The 21,207-nt window shown below is 67.9% G+C and carries 19 protein-coding genes; 9 read left to right on the top strand and 10 right to left on the bottom strand.

All coding sequences use genetic code 11. The annotated features are described in order from the left end of the window. Positions 1-4 precede the first annotated feature (4 nt). Complete coding sequence (locus FHR32_RS40085) at positions 5-814, top strand: recombinase family protein (RefSeq protein ID WP_312882921.1); 810 nt, start codon at positions 5-7, stop codon at positions 812-814. A gap of 228 nt (positions 815-1,042) precedes the next feature. On the opposite strand, the gene FHR32_RS40090 is transcribed toward FHR32_RS40085, so the two are convergent. Together FHR32_RS40090 and FHR32_RS40095 are read right to left on the bottom strand one after the other, a co-directional pair. After that, entirely contained in the window at positions 1,043-1,732 is a 690-nt protein-coding gene (locus FHR32_RS40090) for a recombinase family protein (RefSeq protein ID WP_184759813.1), read from the bottom strand. 112 nt (positions 1,733-1,844) lie between these two features. After that, positions 1,845-2,462 carry a plasmid pRiA4b ORF-3 family protein gene (locus tag FHR32_RS40095; protein WP_184759814.1) on the bottom strand — a complete coding sequence of 206 codons (618 nt, stop codon included), beginning with the start codon at positions 2,460-2,462 and terminating at the stop codon, positions 1,845-1,847. A gap of 152 nt (positions 2,463-2,614) precedes the next feature. On the opposite strand from FHR32_RS40095, the gene FHR32_RS40100 reads away from it, so the two are divergent. After that, positions 2,615-3,493, top strand: a complete 879-nt coding sequence (locus FHR32_RS40100; RefSeq protein ID WP_184759815.1) for a GNAT family N-acetyltransferase — start codon at positions 2,615-2,617, stop codon at positions 3,491-3,493. Between the two features lie 586 nt (positions 3,494-4,079). Here the strand turns inward: FHR32_RS40100 and FHR32_RS40105 are convergent. The 3 genes from FHR32_RS40105 to ltrA all read right to left on the bottom strand — a co-directional run bounded on the left by FHR32_RS40105 (position 4,080) and on the right by ltrA (position 7,454). Next, a complete protein-coding gene (locus tag FHR32_RS40105; protein WP_184759816.1) occupies positions 4,080-5,150 on the bottom strand; it encodes a hypothetical protein in 1,071 nt (356 codons plus the stop codon). Between the two features lie 342 nt (positions 5,151-5,492). Continuing rightward, a complete protein-coding gene (locus FHR32_RS40110; protein WP_184759817.1) occupies positions 5,493-5,630 on the bottom strand; it encodes a hypothetical protein in 138 nt (45 codons plus the stop codon). A 69-nt stretch (positions 5,631-5,699) separates the two neighbouring features. Beyond that, positions 5,700-7,454: a group II intron reverse transcriptase/maturase gene (ltrA, locus tag FHR32_RS40115; RefSeq protein ID WP_184759818.1), complete on the bottom strand. Its 1,755-nt coding sequence runs from the start codon at positions 7,452-7,454 to the stop codon at positions 5,700-5,702. Between the two features lie 1,066 nt (positions 7,455-8,520). Between ltrA and FHR32_RS40120 the strand changes: the two genes are divergently transcribed. From FHR32_RS40120 to FHR32_RS40135, 4 genes are all read left to right on the top strand, one after another. Beyond that, positions 8,521-9,405 (top strand): DUF2268 domain-containing putative Zn-dependent protease, encoded by an 885-nt coding sequence (locus FHR32_RS40120; RefSeq protein WP_184758832.1) that lies wholly within the window; start codon positions 8,521-8,523, stop codon positions 9,403-9,405. Between the two features lie 10 nt (positions 9,406-9,415). Further along, positions 9,416-10,174, top strand: a complete 759-nt coding sequence (locus FHR32_RS40125; RefSeq protein ID WP_184759819.1) for a MerR family transcriptional regulator — start codon at positions 9,416-9,418, stop codon at positions 10,172-10,174. 323 nt (positions 10,175-10,497) lie between these two features. Next, positions 10,498-11,292: a recombinase family protein gene (locus FHR32_RS40130; protein ID WP_184759820.1), complete on the top strand. Its 795-nt coding sequence runs from the start codon at positions 10,498-10,500 to the stop codon at positions 11,290-11,292. An 85-nt stretch (positions 11,293-11,377) separates the two neighbouring features. After that, the gene (locus FHR32_RS40135; protein ID WP_184759821.1) at positions 11,378-11,932 is read left to right on the top strand and encodes a hypothetical protein; all 555 of its coding nucleotides are present in this window, start codon (positions 11,378-11,380) and stop codon (positions 11,930-11,932) included. Between the two features lie 131 nt (positions 11,933-12,063). Here the strand turns inward: FHR32_RS40135 and FHR32_RS40140 are convergent, their stop codons facing one another. Then, positions 12,064-12,885: a recombinase family protein gene (locus FHR32_RS40140; RefSeq protein ID WP_221466860.1), complete on the bottom strand. Its 822-nt coding sequence runs from the start codon at positions 12,883-12,885 to the stop codon at positions 12,064-12,066. A gap of 572 nt (positions 12,886-13,457) precedes the next feature. On the opposite strand from FHR32_RS40140, the gene FHR32_RS40145 reads away from it, so the two are divergent. After that, the gene (locus FHR32_RS40145) at positions 13,458-14,252 is read left to right on the top strand and encodes an IS5 family transposase (protein ID WP_184759822.1); all 795 of its coding nucleotides are present in this window, start codon (positions 13,458-13,460) and stop codon (positions 14,250-14,252) included. A gap of 243 nt (positions 14,253-14,495) precedes the next feature. On the opposite strand, the gene FHR32_RS40150 is transcribed toward FHR32_RS40145, so the two are convergent. Then, positions 14,496-15,800, bottom strand: a complete 1,305-nt coding sequence (locus FHR32_RS40150; RefSeq protein WP_184759823.1) for a M20/M25/M40 family metallo-hydrolase — start codon at positions 15,798-15,800, stop codon at positions 14,496-14,498. Then, positions 15,797-16,789, bottom strand: a complete 993-nt coding sequence (locus tag FHR32_RS40155; RefSeq protein ID WP_184759824.1) for an Lrp/AsnC family transcriptional regulator — start codon at positions 16,787-16,789, stop codon at positions 15,797-15,799. The genes FHR32_RS40150 and FHR32_RS40155 overlap by 4 nt, the downstream gene beginning before the upstream one ends. Before the next feature lie 120 nt (positions 16,790-16,909). Between FHR32_RS40155 and FHR32_RS40160 the strand changes: the two genes are divergently transcribed. Further along, positions 16,910-18,214, top strand: coding sequence for an MFS transporter (locus FHR32_RS40160; RefSeq protein WP_184759825.1), 1,305 nt, complete (start codon positions 16,910-16,912; stop codon positions 18,212-18,214). Between the two features lie 466 nt (positions 18,215-18,680). Beyond that, the gene (locus tag FHR32_RS40165) at positions 18,681-19,178 is read left to right on the top strand and encodes an anthrone oxygenase family protein (protein WP_184759826.1); all 498 of its coding nucleotides are present in this window, start codon (positions 18,681-18,683) and stop codon (positions 19,176-19,178) included. A gap of 200 nt (positions 19,179-19,378) precedes the next feature. Here the strand turns inward: FHR32_RS40165 and FHR32_RS40170 are convergent, their stop codons facing one another. Together FHR32_RS40170 and FHR32_RS40175 are read right to left on the bottom strand one after the other, a co-directional pair. After that, positions 19,379-19,582, bottom strand: a complete 204-nt coding sequence (locus FHR32_RS40170) for a cold-shock protein (protein WP_034275260.1) — start codon at positions 19,580-19,582, stop codon at positions 19,379-19,381. A 315-nt stretch (positions 19,583-19,897) separates the two neighbouring features. Next, positions 19,898-21,172, bottom strand: a complete 1,275-nt coding sequence (locus FHR32_RS40175) for a cytochrome P450 family protein (RefSeq protein ID WP_184759827.1) — start codon at positions 21,170-21,172, stop codon at positions 19,898-19,900. Positions 21,173-21,207: the final 35 nt, after the last annotated feature.

Raw genomic sequence — 21,207 nt, forward strand, 5'->3', positions numbered from 1 at the left:
CAAAGTGCCCCGGCTGGCCAAGCGGCTGCGCGTTCAAACCCCCGCCGACCGCCGGCCCGGCCAGCCCTGGCGGCCCGGCACCCCGCCACCCGCCCCCGTCGACCCCGATCGGCCCGCGGCCGACATCCGCATCGGCTACGCCCGCTGCTCCTCCCTCACCCAGGAACTTCAATCCCAGCTGGACGCCCTGGAGGCGCACGGCATCGGCCGCGACAAGATCTTCAGCGAGAAGATCTCCACCCGCCTCAAGGCCCGGCCCGAGTTCGAGAAGGCCCTGGCCACCGCCCGGCAGATCAAGGCCCACGCCCCGCACTGCCGCGTCATCCTCACCGTGTACGAGATGAAGCGGCTCGGCCGCGACGCCGGCGAACTCACCGCCCTGGCCGACCACCTCACCGCGCACGGCCTGGTCCTGGAGATGCTCGCCGGACCGCTCGCCGGGATCTACGACCCTGCCGGACCCGGCCGGATACTGTTCGCGTTCTTCGCCGCCATGGCCGAGACCGAGCGGGAAGCGATCCGCGAGGCCACGCTGGAAGGGCTGGACGCCGCGGCCCGCAAGGGCAACCACGGCGGCCGCCCGGCCGTCGTCACCGACGACATGATCCACACCCTGCTACGGCGCCGCGCGGCCGGCGAGCCCGTCGACAAGATCCGCAAGGACCTGATCATCCCCACCGGCAAGCGCAAGGGCCACAACCCCTCCCTCGCCAGCGTCTACCGCGCCCTCGCAGAACACGAGAAGGCCCAGCGCTACCCCGACGCCATCGAACAGGCTCGCGACGAGTACGCAGCCCTCCACCAAGGGTTCTAACCTCGCTGGCCCGCAGATCAGCCCTCAGCGCCAATAACCAGAGTGGATCGTCCTTCCGTCTCAGCGCGGAACATACCGTCACCACAGGTCAGGGGCAGGTTCGTTGGATTCTGCTCCATCGCTACCGGGACCCCGGGTAGGTGGGGTGCGTCCCGGAACGACAAAGGGCCCCGGCGGCACGCGCTCACCGGGGCCCTGCTGGGACAGGCGGCGCGGCTGCCGCGCCTCCTACTGCCGGTCGTCGCCTTCCATGGCCCGATACAGCGTCGACCTGCCGACCCCGAGGTGCTTGGCGACCGCGGTGATGGACTCCCCGCGGTTCCGGCGATCCCGGGCGATGGCCAGGGTGTCGGCGTCCAAAGCGGAGGGCCGGCCGCCCTTGCGGCCCTGGGCAGCGGCAGCCGCCAGGCCGTCGAGGGTGCGTTCGCGGATCATCTCGCGTTCCATCTCCGCGGCCATCGCCGCGACCATGAACAACAGCTTGTCCGCCATGGATTGGCCGGTCGGTCGGTGGACTCCGGCGCAGATGCCGGACAGGATCTGAAGGTTCACCTCGCGTGGGGCGAGTTCGTCTTCGAGGAAGACCAGCAGTTCCTTGATGGAGCGGGCCACCCGGTCGGGCTTGTAGATGACCAGAGTGTCGCCGGCGTGCATCCGCTCCAGCAGTCCGGCCAGCTTCGGCCGCTCGGTCCGGGTGCTGGCGGTCTCGGTGACCACTTCGCGGCAGTGCGCCTCGGCCAGGGCGTCCAGCTGCAGCCGGTGGTCTTGGACGCGGGTGGAGACCCGGGCATACCCCCAGCGGATCGCGTTGGCCGGGGTGGTGTCGAAGGGGAGCTCGGCGAGGGGGGCGGGGGAGGCGCTCGTCTTCTGCTCGGCGATGACGGTGTCCTCTTGTGGGGAGGCGGTGGGGGCGCTCATCCCCCCATCGTCTCGGAAACGGTCCTGAAACTCCATTTTCGGAGCCGGTGTTTCGGGATGAGTTTCGGGACGGTCGTTCCTGGGTGAATGCCCCTCGCCGACCTTGATCGTTTCACCGTCCCGGAAACCATTGTTTTCGGGACGGCCATTTGTCGAAGAAGAGACCGCGGGGGAGGCCTCGATCACCACAGCGGCCGCCGACGCTGCAGCGCGGATAGGTCGCCTTCGCCCCGGCCCGGTGGACCTTCTCCACCTCGACGTCGTGATCCCACATGTCGCCGAAGTCATAGCGATAACCGAGCCAGCCGCCCGCCTTCGGGACGAGACCGGCCAGCGTCACTTTCGTCTCGTCGCGTGCGTTGTCGCCGTACTGCCGCTCCCCGTCGGAGAACAGGTGCAGGTGGTGTTGCTCCCAGCCCATCGCGACCTGGATCACCTCGTGCAGCTCGGCCAGGCTCGCCGTCGACGGCACGTGGACGCGCCGCCACACCGGCGGAGAGACCTCCCGCAAGGTGACCTTGATCTGGTGAATGGTGCCCACAGCGAACCGGCCCTTCGTGACGACGACGGGCGCCACGGTAGCGGCACCGATCACCGATACGGGACGGTTCCGGGACCACTGCGGACGTGACGGGCGCTCCCAGACGGTCAGCAACGCGTCCCTCTTGCCGAGCACTTCCCCGTACGGGGTGTCGGTAACGAAGCTGTCATGAGGGACACGCGATCGCATTAGCCCAGGTCAGCGGGCTGGGCTTGGGACAGAACTACGGTTTCTGTCGCGTGTGTCCAGAGCGGCTGCGGGAGCTGTCACCAGGGGCAACGCGGACGACTCATCTCCGGGCATGCGCTCCCCGGAGTCGAGTACACGAGGGATCATGAAGCATGCGCCCGGATGACTGGCACCTCACCGAAGACCTCGACGACTTCCTCGCCCGAGCCGGAGACTTCCTGCGCTCGCGCCCCGCCCTGCACACCACGCCGCTGACGGTGATCGAGAAACTGCGAACGCGCGGGGCGGACGCATACGGCGCCGAAGCCCCCGTATTCGGCCGACTGGAGCGAGCGGGCGAGGTCCGCTCCATCTTCTACCGCCTTCCGTCCCGCCGCCTGAGCCTCACCCCCCTCACCCCCGAGCAAGCCGACACCCTCGCCGCCCACCTGGCCGACCTCGGCCACCCCCTCTCCGGCGTCACCGCGGACCACGACACCGCCACCGCTTTCGCCGAAGCCTGGCAGCAGCACACAGACGCAGCGCCGGTACCCAGCTGGCGGGGCCGTCTCTACCGTCTCGGCACGCTCACCCCACCGGAGCCGCTCCCAGAGGGCCGGGGTCGCGCCGTGGGCGAGCAGAACCATGAGCAACTCATCCACTGGTGCAGTGAGTTCGTCGCCGCCGTCGGAGAAGACTTCTCCATAGACGCTGGCTCCTGGGCCGGCTCGCGCTTCGCCGACAAACGCTTCACATTCTGGGAGACCCCGGACGGCACTCCCGTCTCCATGGCAGGCTCGACTTCGATGGTCGGCGGCATGATCCGGGTGGACCCCGTCTACACCCCGGCCCACCTCCGGGGTCGCGGCTACGCGGGCACCGTGACGGTTGAGGTGAGCAGGGCCGCGCTGACCGCAGGCGCGACGGACGTCGTACTGTTCGCAGACCCGGCCAACCCCACCAGCAACGCCCTCTACCAGCGAATCGGGTACGTCCCGGTTACCGACTTCGCCGGGTACGACTTCTCCTACGACGCACCAGAAGCCAGTTAAGAACACGACCAACACGGCCCTCGGAGTGCAGCGGAACAAAAACGTACGTTAAGCCTCCGTGACCCGGACTGCGCGGGTGACGGCCGTCACGGAACCGCAGGGCAGCGGCTGGTCCGAGGGGTGCACCGTGGTGGCCACGGACGCCTTTCCTACGATGCGCCGGCGGTGTGCGATGGAACGGGAATGTATGCCAAGGACCTCAACCGCCCTGCGCTCACGCGCGACTGCTGACCTGCATGAACGGGCTTAGCGTACGTTTTCGTTCCGCTGCACTTCGACCCCCGCACCGTCACCGACGTCAAAGCCCTCCAAGGGCAGGTGCTGCAGGAGCAGAGCTGGAAGCTGACCTTTTTGAGCTCGCGCACCTTCGCCGAGGTCGAATCGACGAGGTATGAGTACACGGTTCAATCCACCGGCAGCGGCCCAGCCCGCCCGCGGCGTATAATTGGCTACAGAACGCCAGCTGAAGTGTTCGTCGAGATGCTCTCCGAACTTGCTTCCACCGCTTGATACCGCCCGTTCCCCGATCAAACAGTCACGACCACAAAAGCCCAGCTCGGAAACTCACTGAGGACGAGCTACACCCTTAGGGGATTCGCCACAGGGTTGCGTGTTGGGAGGTGTCGATGCCTTGGTAGGAGTCGGCGTTGGTGCTGATATGCCCTGCTGCGTACACCTCCGAGGTCTCCGCACGTTTGACCAGCTTGGAGACGAACGCGTGCTGCCCCTTCCCAGCAGGCAGCCGCGCCCGGGTCCAGCGTCCTCCCGACAGGTGCCACAGCTCCGGCGCCCCCCACCCCTGCGACGCCACGACCCAGAGGCCGCCCTTGCCATCGGGCTCTGCGTCGTCGAAGATCCAGCTCATCGGCCCCCACAAGCAGGTCCACGCGGCGCCGTCCCAGTGCAGCGCCACAGGGCGGGCACGCAGCGGATCGTCCTCGTACTCCTCGTTGTTCATGTCCCACCCGACGTAGCCCGTCACCCAGACGTCATCGGGCGCGTTTATCGCCACGTCGACGGGATAGGCCTCAGGCGCGCTGCCGAGTGCGGGACCGCCCAGGGCAGGCAGCAGGATCGGCTGCCAGCCCTGCCCCATCCAGCGAATGAGCGTCGGCTGGTCGGCTGGTTCCCGAGGGTCGCTCCGCAGCGCCCAGATGTTGTCGCCCTCCCCGCCCAGAGCGACGACTCCCAAATCACCGGGCAACTTGTGGCTCTTCCAAGCCCTGCCGTCCCAGTGCAGCGCGACGGGATCGCCGACGAACGCCCACGTTCCGCGGGCGAGAAAGCTGGGGCCTGCCTGGAGCCCCCTGGTTTCAGGGTCGGTGAAGACGACGTCGCTCCAGCGGCCGTCCTGCAGCGTGCCGAGGAACATGCGGCTCTTACCCGTCTCGGTGACGGCCTTCACGCTCTCGCTGGTGGTGCCCAGCGCCCAAGCCTGCTGAGCCGAGGCCGCACCGAGCACGCCCACCTGGTCGACACTGCCGGGCGGGCCGATGGAGGGTCGGGGGAAGGCCTGCCACTCGTTGGCGTACCAGCGGCGAATCTGGGTTTCCTGCCCGCCGATGGCAGGGTTCAGCCATCTGATCTGCATCCACACCGCGCCGTCGGGCGCGACGTCGAAATCATCGACGAGGTTGGCGCGAGGTAGCGTGGACACCTTGGCCCACCCCGATCTCCCGTGGAGCGGCCGGATGTCGCCGGCCGTTGAGGACGGCTGGACACACCGTGCCGGCTTCGCCGTGAGGGGCGGGAGGTCCTGCTGCGGCAATCCGCCCGGTAGGGGGACGTTGGTTCCGTACGGCGTGGCCGCCTGCGGGTGGTGCGGTGTCTCCTTCAGGGGAGGAGACGTGGCGCATCCCGCCAGAAGCAGCGCGAGGACCAACAGGCATCTTCCCATTCAGATGATCATAGGCGGCTTTTGTCGAGATTGGGGTCGCCGTAGTACTCGCCGAAAATCGGGCGGATATGGCTGACCAGCGGTGATGGCCGTTTCGGTTGGTCAGGTGTTCGCCTGATCGGCTGCGAACGTGGTGTGGGCCTGTTCGATCGTGTCCGGGTGCCGCTGGCGCTTGTCGTGCTCGGCGAGTGCTCGGTAGAGGGGGTGTTCTCGCCGGGTAGCCCCGGTGCATTGCTGCACCGGGGCCCCCTCAGAACCGTGCGTGCCACTCGTCGCGGCACACGGCTCAAGCAAGCCGCGAAGGGCGTTTCAGGTGTGCTGTGCTGGATTCCTGTGTCGTCGGCTGAGGTAGCTGCGATGGCAGGAAGCGTGAACGAGGCGGGTCTGACCATCGCCGGATGGACCAGATCGCCCGTGGTGCACGAGATAGTCGGCTGCTATCGCGCGTCTGACGACGTGTAGCCACCACCGCGCCCATTGTTCGGGTGACTCGGGTGGCTGGTCGGCAGTCAGCAGGGCGTCTTCACAGAGCGAGCACCGGCCGTCCTGCATGGTGAGCAGGCGGAGGGTGTAGCTGTCAAGCGGAGGTTTGACCCGCGTTTGCCGTTTGGTCCAGTACTCGGCCAGGGCAGGGTCATCGGGGGATGCGCTGCCCAGAACGAGCTTGTGTCGGACGATGGGGGTCCAGGCGAACTTGGTGAGGCAGGCGCCGGTCTCCTGGTCGCCGAACACCCACCGGTCGTTCCTGAACTTGTTGAACTTGCCGTAGTACCGGTCGACGATCCAGCGCCTTGGCTTGTTCGGATGGCCGCACTTGGCCCACTTGAAGGTGAGCCTCCATACGTAGTTGTCCAGGGCGGTGAACACCTTGGACGAGACCATGCTGCGGTAGTAGGCGGCCCAGCCCCGCACGATGGGATCGAGCCGGGCTATGACCGCCTGCGCGTTCGAGCCGCGCAGACTGCGCATTTCGGCCGCGAGCCGCAGCTTCAGCCGCCTGACCGCCGAGGGGCTCGGCGTGGTCAGCGTCTTGCCGTTGGGATAGCGGCGGATGAGGACGCCCAGGAACTCGAACCCCTCGGTGAGGTGAACGATGCGGGTCTTATCCTCATTGAAGGTCAGACCCCTGGGTCTCAGCCACTGGGCAAGGCGCGCCTTGACCTGTTCGGCCTGCTGCCTGGAGTGGCACAAGGCGATCATATCGTCGGCGTAGCGGACCGCTATCGGGCGTCCTGCCACCGTTTCTCCGGCATGGCAGCCGTCAGTTCGGTAGCTGACCCCGGCGGCTTCTTCCAGTCCGTGCAACGCGACGTTCATCAGGCACGGGGAGATCACGCCGCCTTGAGGGGTGCCCTCGTCGGTCGGTGAGAATCCCGTGCCCTTCTCGAACACCCCGGCCTTCAGCCAGTCCCGGATCATGTCCCTGGCGGGGAACGACCCGATGGCCTCCAGAAGCCGGGTGTGGTCGATGCGGTCGAACGCCGCCGCCAGGTCCGCATCCAGTACCCACATCCGTTTCGCCAGCTTCTGACTGGTGGCCTGGAAGATGGACTGGATCGCGTCTTGGCAGCTCCGGCCTGGCCTGAACCCATACGATCGGGGCTCGAACCGGGCCTCCCACTCGGGTTCCAGCGCGTTACGGACCCGTGCCTGATGACATCGGTCCATGATCACCGGAATGCCGAGCGGGCGGAGCTTGGCGGGGTTGCTGGCTTTCGGGATGTGCACCCGCTTGACCGCGTGCGGCTTCCAGGAACCGATTGTGGCGTGCACGCGCACCGCCATCTCGGCCCTGGCCTCGGAGGTCAGCGCGACCTCCCCGTCGATGCCCGCGGTCTTGCGGCCAGCGTTGCGCTGCGTCACCTGCCGCACGCTCATCAGCGTGTTGCCCCGGCTCCGCAGCATCAGCTTCTGAAGGTTTCTGGCCTTGGGCCAGTCCTCCTCCTGAACCGCCTTGAAGATCCTGCGCCGCAGCCGCCGTATCTGCTCTTCCTGCGCCCGCCAGTCGATGGTCTCCCACTTCTCGGCGTCCAGGCGCAGCAGATCCTCGGGTCCGTTCACCATGTGGCGTCCAACTTGTCCCTCGGTTCCAGCGTAGTCGGTGCTTCGTCGTCAAAGGCTCACCTGCCCACGTCAGCGCCCTTTCGGGCCCGGGCACCGTGCCCGGTATCCGGCCGGTTATCCGAGACCGTCGCTGGAGGAAGCGACCTTGCCGTCCCGGTTTCCCGTTGCCTTTCGGCCGCCGGCCTTGGCTTCTTGGGCATCCTGTTCCCGCCGGGGAGTTCAGCTCTCCTCACGGTCGGCCTACCGCTCTGGTCGGACCTGGAGCGGACCCGGACGGGGTTTCCATGTTCCGCACGCATGAGACGCGGCTGGGGCTGGGCGGCCTCTGTACCCCGGGGGCAACGGTGTCCACAGAGCCGGGTTCGGTCCCCGGCAGCCGTTCGCCGCCTTCCAACGGCACGGCCCCTATTCACCACGGTTGACATCCCGTCCCGCGATGTGGACATGACGAGGCATCAGCAAGGATTCACGGTCGTTCGCCCCTCCAGCCTTCCCCTCGCCTGTGGTCCCCGGACGGAACGGGCACCCTTGGGCTTTCCTCTGAGCTCCGCACCCCACAGTCACCCGCAGCGCACGTCAGAGCAGGGACAGGTCTCGGACACTGACCCGGATCACGGTCCCGACATCAACGGGCCTCCTTCCTCGTGATCACTCAAAGCGTGCGACCTCATGTCGCAACCGAACGTGTCCCCAGCCGCCAACTAGGCCCCCCACTCGGGTCGGCGTCACCACGGGCAAAGTAGCTCCGTGTGACGGGTTAGGTTGGCGATCGCCGGTCATCGCGGTCGCGGTGCTGTGTCTGTCGGGTCGCGCCGACAGGCCTCCGAGGAGGCTCTCTGGCGCAGTTGGCGACGGCGGGGGTGCAGCGGTGGATGCTGTTCACCGCGGATCGCAAGACCGAGGAGCCGCGCACGCTGGAACAGCGGCTGACCAAGTTGCGTGAGTCCATCGCAGCGGCGAACCGCCGATCGCGACGGGACCGGGTGACGGCATGCCTGGCTGTATCTCGACGAAGAGCCGTCGCTGGTTTGACCTTGACGCTGCGTCAACTTCTAGCATCGGGGCCATGTCGATCACTGTTCTTGACACCTACTCCGCCATGAGGCGGATCCTGCTGGCCCCGGTCGCGGACCGCGTTGACCTGCTGCGTTCGATGCTGGAGGCCAACAAGGGCATGTACCGCTACCACCCCGGCGAAATCGACCTGGTCGCCGTGCACCTCCAATCGTCCGGGTTCCCCATCGACCGCGACGAGCAGCGTTGCCTCGACGCGCTCGAAACCCTGGCGGCGGCCGGAGCCTGGGAGCGGATGCAACGCGCGCTCGACGACGCTCTGGCCGTACTTCTGGAGGCGACGCCGGGGCTGGAGGCCCCGGACATCACCGTGCTGTTCCTCCTCGGCGATCCGGGTGACAAGCACTTCATGGGCCCCTGCAAGGGATTGACCGGGTTCGGCGGCATCTCGGGCCACATCGCCATCACGTTCTGGCCCTTCCCCGAGAACGTGGAGCGGCTGGAGGCCACCGCCGTACACGAACTCAACCACAACCTGCGGTGGAGCCCGGGCGGTGTCGTGTGGGACCCGATGACCGTCACAGTCGGCGAGCACATCGTCGGCGAGGGCCTGGCCGACGCCTTCGCCCGGCAACTCTACGGCGACGAGCTCGGCCCCGCCCGCATCGGCGTGCCGCACCTGCACGACGACGAGGTCTTCGCCAAGGTGCTCACCGGGCTCGACGTGACAGGCATGCACAACTTCACCGCCTGGGTGCACGGCGACGCCGGCGCCGAGCACCTCGGTGTCACCCCGGTGGGACTGCCGATGGGCGCCGGGTACGCCGCGGGCAACCGGCTGGTCGACACCTACCTGGCGGCGACCGGGCAGACGGCGGCGCAGGCCCTGCGCGCTGACGCGGCGGAGATCATCGCGACCACTCTCCGCAGCAGGTAACACTGGAACGATGGAGTGGACGATCCAGGAGCTCGCGGCGAGGGCCGGCATAACCAGCCGCACCCTGCGTCACTACGACCGCTTCGGGCTCCTGGCCCCGTCCCGGGTCGGCGCGAACGGGTACCGCTTCTACGACCCCACCGCGGTCGCCCGGCTGCAGCGGATCCTGCTCATGCGCCGGCTCGGCATGGGCTTGCCGGCCATCGCCGAGGTCCTGGCCGACGAGGTGGAAGCGTGCGACGGGCTCCGCGCCCACATCGCCGCACTGGAGGAGGAACGGGACCGCATCGAACGGCAGCTCCGGTCCGTGCGTCACACGCTCGAGGCCCTGCAGGCGGGGGCGGAACCGCGGATGGACGTGATGCTGGCGGGGTTCAACGACCACTACAAGGACGAGGTGATCTCACGCTGGGGCGAGCGCGCGTTCCAAGCGGGCAACGACTGGTGGCACGACAAGTCCCTTGACCAGCAGCTGGCCTGGAAGCAGGACACCGAAGACCTCGTCGCCGCATGGGTCGCCGCAGTGAAGGCCGGGGTTTCTCCGACATCGGAACACGCTCAGTCACTGGCTGCCCGGCACGTCCGGTGGCTGAGCCAGATCCCGGGTACCCCCACGGCCGAGGGCGACCGGGAGCGCTCGATCGAGATGGTGAAAGGCCTGGGGGACATGTACGTCGACGACCCCCGCTTCACCGGCATGTACGACGACGCCGCGGGGGCGGCGTTCGTCCGCGACGCACTGCAAGCGTACGCGCGGACCCGGATGTAGCTCGTGTGGTTCGCAGAAATGACGATTTGCGAAAGGATTTCGAGATCCTGCGCCAGCGCGGCGTCATCTTCGAAGAGTCCGAACCCGTGGACTATCCGTTCGGGGTCCGCATCGAGGCCGGGGTTGAGGAACGCAGGAACAGTCATTGGCGGCGAGAAGGATCTTGACGGTTAACGATCGTTTGACGACAGGGGCGGCGGGCACCCAATGAACCCGGACATTCCGGGGCGCCGAGACGGCGCCGATCCAATCAGATCCGATGGTGATTGATGACAGGGTTTGACGACAGATAGGCTCCGTTCCTCCACGCGGAAGGGGCCGGAATGGCCAACCTGATCTACAAGCGGGTCTCGACCGACCAGCAGTCGACCGCCCGGCAAAACCTCGTCCTCGACGAGGCCGGGATCGAGGACCCGATCCCGTTCGAGGAGGAGTCCGGCACCTCCAGCCGCCTCCACCCCCTCCAGCGCTCGAAGTTCGGCGAACTGCTCAACTACGCGCGGCCGGGCGACACCGTGCACATCTCCGAGATGTTCCGCCTCGTACGCGGCACCCAGCACATCCTCGACGTGCTCGACGTCCTCCACCGCGATCGTCTCGCCCTGCGCATCCACGACGGCGCGTTCTCCGCAATGGACCTCACCGCCCGCCACCCGCGCACCGGAGAACTGCTGTCCACCGTGAAGTTCATGGTGCAGACCCTCGCGGCCGCGGGCGAACTCCAGCGTGAACTCCAGCGCGAGCTGACCTATGACGGGCTGCGGGCCGCCGAGGCGAAGGGCAGCAAGGGCGGCCGCCGCCCGGCAATCCCGGCCGGGAAGACGGACGCCGTCCGCACCGCCTACCTGGGCGGCCGGTCCGTCGCCGCTCTGGCCCGCGAGCACGACGTCAGCCGGGGCGCCGTCCGCACGGCCGTCGCCGACCTCATGCCCGAGCACACCGCCGCTGGCCACGAGGGCACGCCGGCCACGGAGCTGCCGGTCACTCTCGACATGCCGGGTAAGGTCGCCGACTTCCTCCGCGCCGCCGAGCTGGAGCCCGCCGCGCGGTCGCCCTCGTCGTCATCGCGACCGGCGATCTGGCGCTCTTCCTCAGAAGCGCCCCAAGGCGCGGGTTAACGGATGAGGAATCCCCCATGCGGGGGAGCTGCCTCACGCCGCAGTGGGAGGCTCCGTCCGCGCGGCGGTCTCTAGCCTGGGCGACATGCTCATGATCCCTCCGCCGCCTCGCTGGGCCGTCCGCGCTGCGCACGCTGTACCCCTGGTCGTTCTCCCCTCGTCACTGTGGCGGGTGGCACTGGTGGCTGGGATCCCAACAGGGATCGCCCAACCGGTGATCATCGGGGCTGGGGAGAAGGTCTACATCCTCTCGCTCAGCGTGGTCAGCGAACTGGCGGCGTTCATGACGCTCGGGCTGGTACGCCCGTGGGGCGAAGTCGTGCCGCGCTGGATCCCGCTGCTCGGTGGCCGCCGGGTACGCCCGCTCGCTGCGGTGATCCCCGCGTGCATCGGCGCGGGACTCGTCGCGCTGATCTGCGCCTGGGCGGTACGCGGGCTCCTTGTCGGGTTGACTGACCAATGGTCTCCAGCTGGGCTGGCCGTTCTGGCCGTCTGCTACCTCCCGCTGCTCGCGTGGGGCCCCCTGCTGCTCGCAGTCACCTGGTCCTACTGGCGACGACACCGCCGTCCAGTCGCCGCAGGCGAGGTGGGTATGTCGCCAGTGGGAGCCCCGCCCGGCGGACGGCAGCGCAGGCGGTAGGCGTGGTCATATAAGGGGTCCCGGTAGTCCTGTCGAAGAATCCAACAGATATAGCTCTAATGGGGGTGAATCGAGAGCGTTTTGCCTGGTCAGGCTCGGATTGCGGCCCTTGCGTTTCCCGGTGGGGATGATCAGGTCGCCTCGGATGTCTCAACGGACTCGCCGGCGGCCCTGTGGCGCAGCACGGTGTGCAGCATGTCCTCGGTGATGACGGCGGGCCGTCCGCCGTGGTTACCCTTGCGGGCGGCGGCGTCCAGGCCCTCCAGGGTCGCCTCCCGTATGGCTTCGCGTTCGGTTTCGGCCATCGCGGCGAAGAAGGCGAACAGCATCCGGCCCGGGCCGGACGGGTCGTACAGGCCGGCCAGCGGCCCGTCGAGCATCTCCAGGACCAGTCCGTGCGCGACCAGGTGGTCGGCCAGTGCGGTGAGTTCGGCGGCGTCGCGGCCGAGCCGTTTCATTTCGTACACGGTCAGGATGACGCGGCAGTGCGGGGCATGCGCCTTGATCTGGCGGGCCAGGGCGAGCGCGGCCTCGAACTGGGGGCGGACCCGGACCCGGGTCGAGATCTTCTCGGAGAAGATCTTGTCGCGATCGATGCCGTGGGCCGCGAGGGCATCGAGTTGTGACTGCAGTTCCTGGGTCAGCGAGCTGCAACGGGCGTATCCGATCCGGATGTCAGCGGTGGGCGCATCCGTGGCGAGTGGGGCCGGTGGCGGGGTGCCGGGCCGCCACGGCTGTCCCGGACCGCGATCGGCAGGGGTCTGTACCCGCAGCAGCTTTGCCAGCCGGCCGACCTTGGTGAAGCGGCCGGTGTGGTAGGTCCCGGCGACGGCGCCGGAACGGGATCGGCACGGCGAGCCCGCCGCCACGCCGCAGCGCGGGCACGGGTGGCGCTCGACGTCGTCGGCGTCGCGGTCGGCAGGGGACACGGAGGATGCGGGGAGGTCGGCCACACCTCGCATCGTGTCACAAACATTTCTCACAAGGGGTGGGGCTCACTTTTTGAGTGAGAACGAGTTGTGAAAAGGGATTGGTGATCCAGACGGTCACCGCGATGTCCGATTGATCTTCCTCCGGGAATGGAGCGTTTGTGAGAACATGCTGGCCTTGTCGAATAGGGCCGATCACGCCGATAGCTCGCCAACGTCTGGCGGGGAGACTCAGGAGCCACCACTGATGCCCAACCCAGACTCGCGGTACGCCGCGCGCCTGGCCGCCTACGGAGCGGTCTCCACCCAGCTGTCGCTGCTGAGTGCCCGTGTACAAACTGATCCCTGAGCCCGCTGCGTGGGGCGATAAATGGGCGAAATGGTGACGTAGCGCGAATCGTCGACGACGTGGAGCGACCTTCCGGTAGTAACGGCGGTTATCGATGCCCCGTCACCAACCGGAAGGTCTGCCGCCGTTGTACGCCACCGCTCCTGCCGCTGTCCCCCGCAACGAAGAAACTGCCTGCTCATGCGTGGCCTGCCGCTACGGTCACGGAGCGCGGCGCCCGGCCCGGACGCGCTGCTACACCACCGACATGACCGACGCCGAATGGCAGGCCATCGAGCCGGTCATGCCCCGGCCGGCCTGGTTACACGGCAACGGCGGACGCCCCGAGAAGTACTGCCGTCGCCTGATCGTGGACGCCATCCGGTACGTGGTCGACAACGGCTGCAAGTGGCGCAACCTGCCCGCCGACTTCCCGCCCTGGCGCACCGTCCACGCGATCTTCACTCGCTGGTGGCAGGACGGCGATCTCTACGTCCTCCACAACGACCCGCGCGAACACGTCCGACTGGCCGAAGGACGCCAGACCGAACCCAGCGCAGGGATCATCGATTCACAGTCGCTGCGGGCAGCCGAGACCGTCGCCACCGACTCCCGCGGATACGACGCGGCCAAGAAAGTGCAGGGCCGCAAGCGGCACGTCATCGTGGACACCCTGGGCCTGCTGCTGGTCGTCATCGTCACCGCCGCCGGCGTCCAGGACCGCGACGGCGCCAAGCCCGCGCTGGAACGCCTGCGCGACTGGTACGAGAGGATCTCGCCGATCTGGGCCGGCAGCGCCTACGCGGGCAAGCTCGTCACCTGGGCCAAGAAGCACGTCCGGCGCACCCTGGAGATCGTCAAGCGCAGCGACGATGTCAGCGGTTTCGTGGTCCTGCCTCGCAGGTGGGTGGTGGAGAGGACGCTGTCGTGGATCTGTCAGCGCAGGCGGTGCGTACGTGACTATGAACGGTTATCCGAGCACCACGAGGCCATGGTCCTGTGGGCGATGATCATCCTCATGGGACGACGGCTCGCACGATCCGCCTCTCCCGAGTCGCCCTGACGATCAGTTTGTACACGGGCACTTACGCAGCACCGCGCGAATGACCTCCGCGTCCCGATCCCGCACCGCCCACAACGGCCGCGGACCTGCGCCGTATCCGAATTGAGGGTCGTCGTTGCTCATGGTCCACACCGTAAGCGAATCGAGACCTTAGTCATAGGGTCCGGGGTCACCGCAGGTCAGAGGCAACTTCGTTGGAAATTTCTTCATTGCTACCGGTACCCCGGGTTTCCCGGGCGTGTCTCAGTAGCTCATCAGCAGGCGGTCGAGGACCCGGGTGCCGAAGTGCAGGGCGTCCACCGGCACCCTCTCGTCGATGCCGTGGAACATCGCGGCGAAGTCCATCTCCGCGGGCAGCCGCAGCGGGACGAAGCCGAAACCCCTGATGTTCAGGTCGGCGAAGAACGTCTTGTTGTCGGTGCCGCCCGACATGCAGTACGGCACCGCACGGGCCGTCGGGTCCTCCGCCTTCAGCGCCGCGATCATCGATTCGACCAGCGCGCCGTCGAACGTCGTCTCCAGCGCGATGTCGTGGGTGACGGTCTCGCGCCGGACGTTCGGCCCGAGCAGCCCGTCCACGGTGGAGAGGAACTCCTCCTCGAAGCCGGGCAGGAAGCGGCCGTCCACCACGGCACTGGCCTGACCGGGGATCACGTTCGCCTTGTAGCCCGCGGTGAGCATGGTCGGGTTGGTCGTGTGGTGCAGGGTCGCGCCGACGAACCTTGCCAGCGGGCCGATGGCGTCGATGACCGGCGCCGGGTTCTCCGGATCGAAGGGCAGGCCGAAGGCGTCGGCCACCTCGGTCAGGAAGCGGCGCACGGTCGGCGTCAGCTTGACCGGCCACTCGTGCGAGCCGAGCCTGGCCACCGCCTTGGCGACCTCGGTGACCGCGTTGCCCGGATTGAGCATGGAGCCGTGCCCGGCCGTGCCGTCGGCGACCAGGCGCATCCAGGCCAGGCCCTTCTGCGCCGTCTCGATCAGGTAGAGCCGCAGCGAGGGATCGACCTCCAGGGAGTAGCCGCCGACCTCGCTGATGGCGTGGTCGACCCCCTCGAACAGCTCGGGATGCTTGGCGGTGAGGTACTTGGCGCCGTACTCGCCACCCGCCTCCTCATCGGCCATCCAGGCGAAGACGATGTCACGTCTGGGCCTGCGGCCCTCGGTCACCATCTGCCGCAGGACCGCCAGCATCATGGCGTCCATGTCCTTCATGTCGACTGCGCCCCGGCCCCAGATGTAGCCGTCCCGGATCTCGCCGGCGAACGGGTCGACGGTCCAGTCGGCGGCGTTGGCGGGCACGACGTCCAGATGGCCGTGGACCAGCAGTGCGGGCAGGCCGGGGTCCGCGCCCTCGATCCTGGTCACGACGTTGCCGCGGCCCGGCGCGCTCTCCACGTAGGTCGCCTCCGCTCCGACCTCCGCGAGCCTGGCCATGACGACCTCGGCGGCGGCGCGCTCGCCGGGGCCGCTGCCGTCTCCGTAGTTGCTGCTGTCGACGCGGATGAGCTCACTGCAGAGCTCGGCTACCTCGGTCTCGGCGGGGGTCATTGGTACTCCAGGGTGAGCAGGCCCGACTTGCGCAGGTGACCACGCTTGTAGGCACGGGTGATGAGGGTGACGTTGACGTCGGTGACATCGTCGAGCGGGCCGACGACGGTGGTGAGGAAGCGGTAGAGCTCCGCCTCGTGGGCGGCGACGACCTGAACGATCATGGTGTGGGTGCCCGAGGTGGCGGCACAGTAACGCACGCTCGGATGGCCGGCGAGTGTCTGTCCCACCTCGTCCAGGCCGTGGGCGCGGACCGAGAGCCAGAGCTGGGCCTCCACCTCCAGGCCGAGCAGTGCGGGCTCCACCTCCGCGCGCAGATGCACCACCCCTCGCTCGAGGAGTGCCGCGACCCGGCGGCGGGCGGTCGGCACGGACACGTCCAACCTCTCGGCGAGCGCGGTGAAACCGATGCGGCCGTCGACGGCCAGCAGGCCGACGACGTCCCTTTCGGCCGTGGTCGGATCGACACGTTCCGGCAGCGTTCCGGCGGGCGGCGACGCGGTGGCCTTCAGGCGCCCGACCTGCTCCTCGGTGAGGTAGGGCGCGTGCCACTCGGCCACCGTCTGGAAGGTGTGCAGCACGACCTGGGTCCGGGTCTGGACGATTCCGGGCGTGGCGGGGATCTGCGCGGTCAGGATCTCGTGCAGGAGCTCTCTGGAGGGGGCCACCAGCTCGCAGCCGATGTCGGCGGAGCCCGTGACCGCGTAGACCGAGCGGGTGTCGGGGCGCGCGGAGAGAGCTTCGGCGACCTGCTCCGTCATACAGGGATCGACCTGGACGTGCAGGTGCATCGGCGTGCCCAGCCCGCAGCGCAGCTCGTCGAGGATGGCGGTGACCCGCACGGCTCCGGTGGCCAGCAGCCGCTGCAGGCGGCGGGCCACGGTCCGTTCGTGCTCGCCGACGGCAGCGCCGATCTCGCCCCAGGTCGCGCGGGGGCTGACCTGGAGGGCGGCGACCAGGCGGCGGTCGAGGTCGTCGAAAGTGGTCACAGAAGCTCGTTATATGTCGGAAACGTAAAGAGATTTAAAGATGTTTGACTATTTCTATCACCTAGTTGCAGGCTAGGCCATCTGAGAACTTTCGTAAAGAACAAGGCATGAGGAGCTCCCGTGGCCACCGCCCCCCCTACCCAAGCCCCGCTTGGCGTCCCGCGGAGCCGGGTCCGCCAGCTGATGGCCGCCAACGTCGGCAACGTCGTCGAGTGGTTCGACTGGTACACCTACTCGTTTCTGGCCGTCTACTTCTCGACACAGGTCTTCCCCAAGAGTGCGGGCAACAGCCTGGTGCCACTGCTGAGCTCGTTCGTGGTCTTCGCCGTCGGGTTCTTCATGCGGCCACTCGGCGGGCTGATCGTGGGCTCGTTCGCCGACCGGTTCGGCCGTAAGGCGGCGATGACCTTCACGATCATGCTGATGGGCGTGGGGTCGCTGCTGGTCGCGATCACCCCGACCTACGAGTCCGTCGGCATGCTCGCGCCGATCATCCTGACGCTGGCGCGTCTGACCCAGGGGCTCTCGGTCGGCGGCGAGTTCGCCGCGGCCACCACGTTCCTCGTGGAGTCCGCCCCGCCGGGCAGGCGGGGCCTGTTCTCCAGCTTCCAGTACGTCAGCACCACCATCGGCCAGCTCCTCGCCTCCGGTCTCGCGGCACTCCTGGCCGCCGGCCTGACCGAGGCCGAGATGGGCTCGTGGGGCTGGCGCATCCCGTTCGCCATCGGTGCGCTGGCGAGCCTCGTCGGGCTGTGGATCCGCAAGGGCGCCGAGGAGACCACGACCCTGGCCGAGGACATCAGGAAGGGCGTGGCCAAGAAGCCGAAGCTCTTCGAGTTCCTGGTCCGCTACCCGAGCAAGGCTCTCATGATCGTCGGCATCACCATGGCCGGCACCGTCGCCTACTACACCTGGACGACGTTCCTGCCCACCTACGCCCAGCTCACGGTCAAGTTCGACAAGGCCGAGGCCCTCCAGGTGGGCACCATCTCGCTGGTCTTCTTCATGGTGCTGCAGCCGTTGCTCGGCATGCTCTCCGACAGGATCGGGCGCAGGCCGATGCTGATCGCCTTCGGCCTCGGATTCACCCTGCTGCCGGTCCCGCTGATGGGAATGCTGACCGACTCCTTCGCCAGCCTGCTGCTCGTCCAGTGCGTCGGCATGGTCTTCCTCGGCGGCTTCACCTCGATCTCGGCGGCCGTCAACTCCGAACTCTTCCCGACCCGGGTCAGGGCCTCCGGCGCCGGCTTCCCCTACTCCCTGACCGTCGCCATGTTCGGCGGCACCGCCCCGCTCGTGGGCACGGCGCTGATCGACGGCGGCAACGCGGGGCTGTTCGCGTGGTACATGTCGGCGCTCGCCCTGGGGTCGACCCTGGTCTACGTCTTCGCGCTCAAGGAGACCAAGGACCAGCCGCTGAGCTGACGCCCGACGGGCCAGGGCCGCCCGGACGGGCCCGACACCCTGATGCCGGCGAGTACGAATTGCTCATCGACCGATGGGACACCCGGTCGACCTGGACGATCCCGGTCACATGACAGGAACATGGCGCCCGCGGCCATCACCGCGGGCGCCGCGTCCATTGCACGCCCGCACCTCACCCCCGCACATCAATGCCGGTCCGAAAGGCCGTCCTCCGTTCCGGACCGGAATCCCGCGCTGCTCCTGGCGGGGTAGTTCCTTCCGTCGCAGCTGCGCTCTGCGGTGTAGACGGAGAATTCTCCCCAGGCATGACGACCGCGAGGGCTCAGCGAGGCCATGATCTCATCCTGAATCGCTCATGGAAGCGGCTGAGTCCGATGCTCGGCTCCTTCCGGCACGTCGAGTGGACCGGTCTACGGCGTCGACGGCGGGCGGTCACCCGGTAATCATGTCAACGGAGGACAAATTCGTGCTGGTTCGACTCATCAAAGGGCTCGCCCTGTTGTCGACGGGTCTACTCGCGGGGGCGTTCGGCTACGGCGCCGCGAACGTCGTACCGACGTTCAGAGCCGTCCCCCTCGATGTCCGCCTGACCTTCCACACCGAGATGATGAAGGTGAACGAACCCGTCATGCAGACCGCGATGGCGCTGGCGATACTCAGCTCGCTTGGACTCGCCGTCGTGACACGCGCCACCCCCCGGCTTCTCGCCACCGGCGCGGGCGTGCTGGTCCTGGCCTCATTGCTGTTCACACTCTTCGGCAACGTCCCCATCCACGGCCAGATCAGGCAGTGGGCCGTCGGCTCGGCCCCAGCCGGTCACGTGGAGATCCTGCAACGATGGGAGACGTTCCACAACATCCGAACGGCTACAGCCCTCGTGGCGTTCGCCCTCCTCGTCGTCCTGGTCGTATTCGTCCAGCGGTCTGGGCCGTCATCGCATCCGGCGGGCACATGGTCGCGCTGACATGCGGATCGCTGGTGTCCGCAGGACCTCATCCTGCTCATCCGGGCCCGGCCTCCGTACGCGGCGTGGGGGTCGCAGCGCGTTCACCCGCGACGCCTGGTGGGAGTCGGCCAGACAGGTCGCGTCCGGCACCGCTCACAGAAAAAACCGGGGTCCGCACCCCTTCGGATGCGGACCCCGGCTCGGGTCGTGCGCTGCGACTAGGCAGGAACGATGTTCTCGGCCTGCGGGCCCTTCTGGCCCTGCGTGACGTCGAACGAGACCTTCTGGCCCTCCTGCAGCTCGCGGAAGCCCTGGGCGGCGATGTTCGAGTAGTGGGCGAAGACGTCAGCGCCGCCGCCGTCCTGCTCGATGAAGCCGAAGCCCTTTTCCGCGTTGAACCACTTCACGGTCCCAGTAGCCATATCAATCTCCTTCGGGTGAGGCAGAGGTAGAATCCGCGCTTTACGGATTCCGCGTCGCCGTAATGTGTCCATCCGGAGATGACCGGCAAACAAAAATGCACCCGATGGTCACAACCGTCAGGTGCACACAGAGTTAATGGATACCACAACTGCAACTGATGCAAGGTTAGCACAGCCCCGGGATGACCGCGTATTCACCCGGCCCGTGGCCCCGCGCCCGCAGGTGGCCATTCCCACCTCTCCTTCGCCGCGGACCGTGATCACCACGCCACCCGCGAGGCTTCCCTGCCACCTGCCCACCGGACCCTCCGCTGGTCAGAGCCTCAACGGCAGCCGCGCCAGCCGCCACGACGCCGGCATCAGCTGATGTTCCAGGTCTTCCGGCTTGACGGCGAGGCTGAGATCGGGGAAGCGGCGCAGCAGTGCCTCGAACGCCACCTCGCCCTCCTGGCGGGCCAGCGCCGCTCCCAGGCAGTAGTGCAGGCCGTACCCGAAGCCGACGTGGTTCTCCCGGTGCCCGTCCGGCTGGCGGGTGATGTCGAGCCGTTCGGGAGCGTCGAACCGGCGCGGGTCGTAGTTGGCTCCCACGATCATGGCCATCACCGCCTCGCCCCGCCTCACCCGCATGCCGCCGATGTCGAGGTCCTCGGCCGCGTAGCGCATCCGCGTCCCCTGGACGGGGCCGCACCAGCGCATCAGCTCGTGGACGGCGCGCGGCATCAGCTCCGGGTCGCCGCGGAGCAGGGCCAGCTGGTCGGGGTGGGTGAGCAGGGCGGCGGTGCCGTTGCCGATCAGGTGGGCGGTGGTCTCGTGTCCCGCGAGGACCAGGGTCAGGACCATCGTGACCATCTCGCTGTCGCTGAGCCGGTCGCCGTCCTCGTCGTGGGTGCGGATCAGGCCGCTGAGCAGGTCGTCGCCGGGTGCGGCGCGTCGCCGTCCGATCAACTCCCCGATGTGCGTGACCATCTCCCGCAGCACCGTCCCGAAGCCGTCCGACTCCAGGGTCGTCAGGGCCTTTCCCCACCTGCGCCACTGCGGGCGGTCCTCCTCGGGGATGCCGACCAGCTCGCAGATGACGGTGATCGGCAGGGGATAGGCGAAGTGCTCGATCAGGTCCACGACGCCGTCCTGGGCGGTGGCGGCGAGCCGGTCGAGGAGGTCTTCGGTGATCTGCTCCACCCGCGGCCGCAGCTCGGAGACCCGGCGCGCGGTGAACGTGCGCGAGACGAGCTTGCGCAGCCGCAGATGGTCGGCGCCGTCGGCGTCCAGGACGCTGTTCAGCACATACCGTGCGTACTCCTCGGGGATGCCCCGCGCCTTGAGCTGCTTCTCGCGGAGGTTCTGCACGTCCATTCCCGGTACGTTCGCCGGGTCGTTGACGAACCTCGGGTCGCTCAGCACCGTCTTCACGTCGTCGTACCGGGTGACCAGCCAGATCGGCGAGGCCGCTCCGAGGAAGGAACCCCGGACCAGGGGAGCCTGCTCGCGCAGCCGCGCGTATCCGCCGAAGGGGTCGGCCATCAGCTCGGGATCCGTCAGGTCCACCGTGCCGTCGGCGCCGGTCGTGCTGGTCTCGGCCGAAGTGCTCATGTTTGCCCTCCTCGGGCGTCGGGTGAGTTCCGCCT

Origin of the sequence: Streptosporangium album (genome assembly GCF_014203795.1) — a bacterium.
GTDB lineage: Bacteria > Actinomycetota > Actinomycetes > Streptosporangiales > Streptosporangiaceae > Streptosporangium > Streptosporangium album.

What these genes read in the sequence shown, in the direction of transcription:
- FHR32_RS40095 (WP_184759814.1), bottom strand. Translation starts at nt 2,462, where the DNA reads ATGCGATCGCGTGTCCCTCATGACAGCTTCGTTACCGACACCCCGTAC.
- FHR32_RS40170 (WP_034275260.1), bottom strand. Translation starts at nt 19,582, where the DNA reads ATGGCTACTGGGACCGTGAAGTGGTTCAACGCGGAAAAGGGCTTCGGC.
- FHR32_RS40175 (WP_184759827.1), bottom strand. Translation starts at nt 21,172, where the DNA reads ATGAGCACTTCGGCCGAGACCAGCACGACCGGCGCCGACGGCACGGTG.
- FHR32_RS40135 (WP_184759821.1), top strand. Translation starts at nt 11,378, where the DNA reads ATGCTCATGATCCCTCCGCCGCCTCGCTGGGCCGTCCGCGCTGCGCAC.
- FHR32_RS40125 (WP_184759819.1), top strand. Translation starts at nt 9,416, where the DNA reads ATGGAGTGGACGATCCAGGAGCTCGCGGCGAGGGCCGGCATAACCAGC.
- FHR32_RS40145 (WP_184759822.1), top strand. Translation starts at nt 13,458, where the DNA reads ATGACCGACGCCGAATGGCAGGCCATCGAGCCGGTCATGCCCCGGCCG.
- FHR32_RS40130 (WP_184759820.1), top strand. Translation starts at nt 10,498, where the DNA reads ATGGCCAACCTGATCTACAAGCGGGTCTCGACCGACCAGCAGTCGACC.
- FHR32_RS40120 (WP_184758832.1), top strand. Translation starts at nt 8,521, where the DNA reads ATGTCGATCACTGTTCTTGACACCTACTCCGCCATGAGGCGGATCCTG.
- ltrA (WP_184759818.1), bottom strand. Translation starts at nt 7,454, where the DNA reads ATGGTGAACGGACCCGAGGATCTGCTGCGCCTGGACGCCGAGAAGTGG.
- FHR32_RS40090 (WP_184759813.1), bottom strand. Translation starts at nt 1,732, where the DNA reads ATGAGCGCCCCCACCGCCTCCCCACAAGAGGACACCGTCATCGCCGAG.
- FHR32_RS40100 (WP_184759815.1), top strand. Translation starts at nt 2,615, where the DNA reads ATGCGCCCGGATGACTGGCACCTCACCGAAGACCTCGACGACTTCCTC.
- FHR32_RS40150 (WP_184759823.1), bottom strand. Translation starts at nt 15,800, where the DNA reads ATGACCCCCGCCGAGACCGAGGTAGCCGAGCTCTGCAGTGAGCTCATC.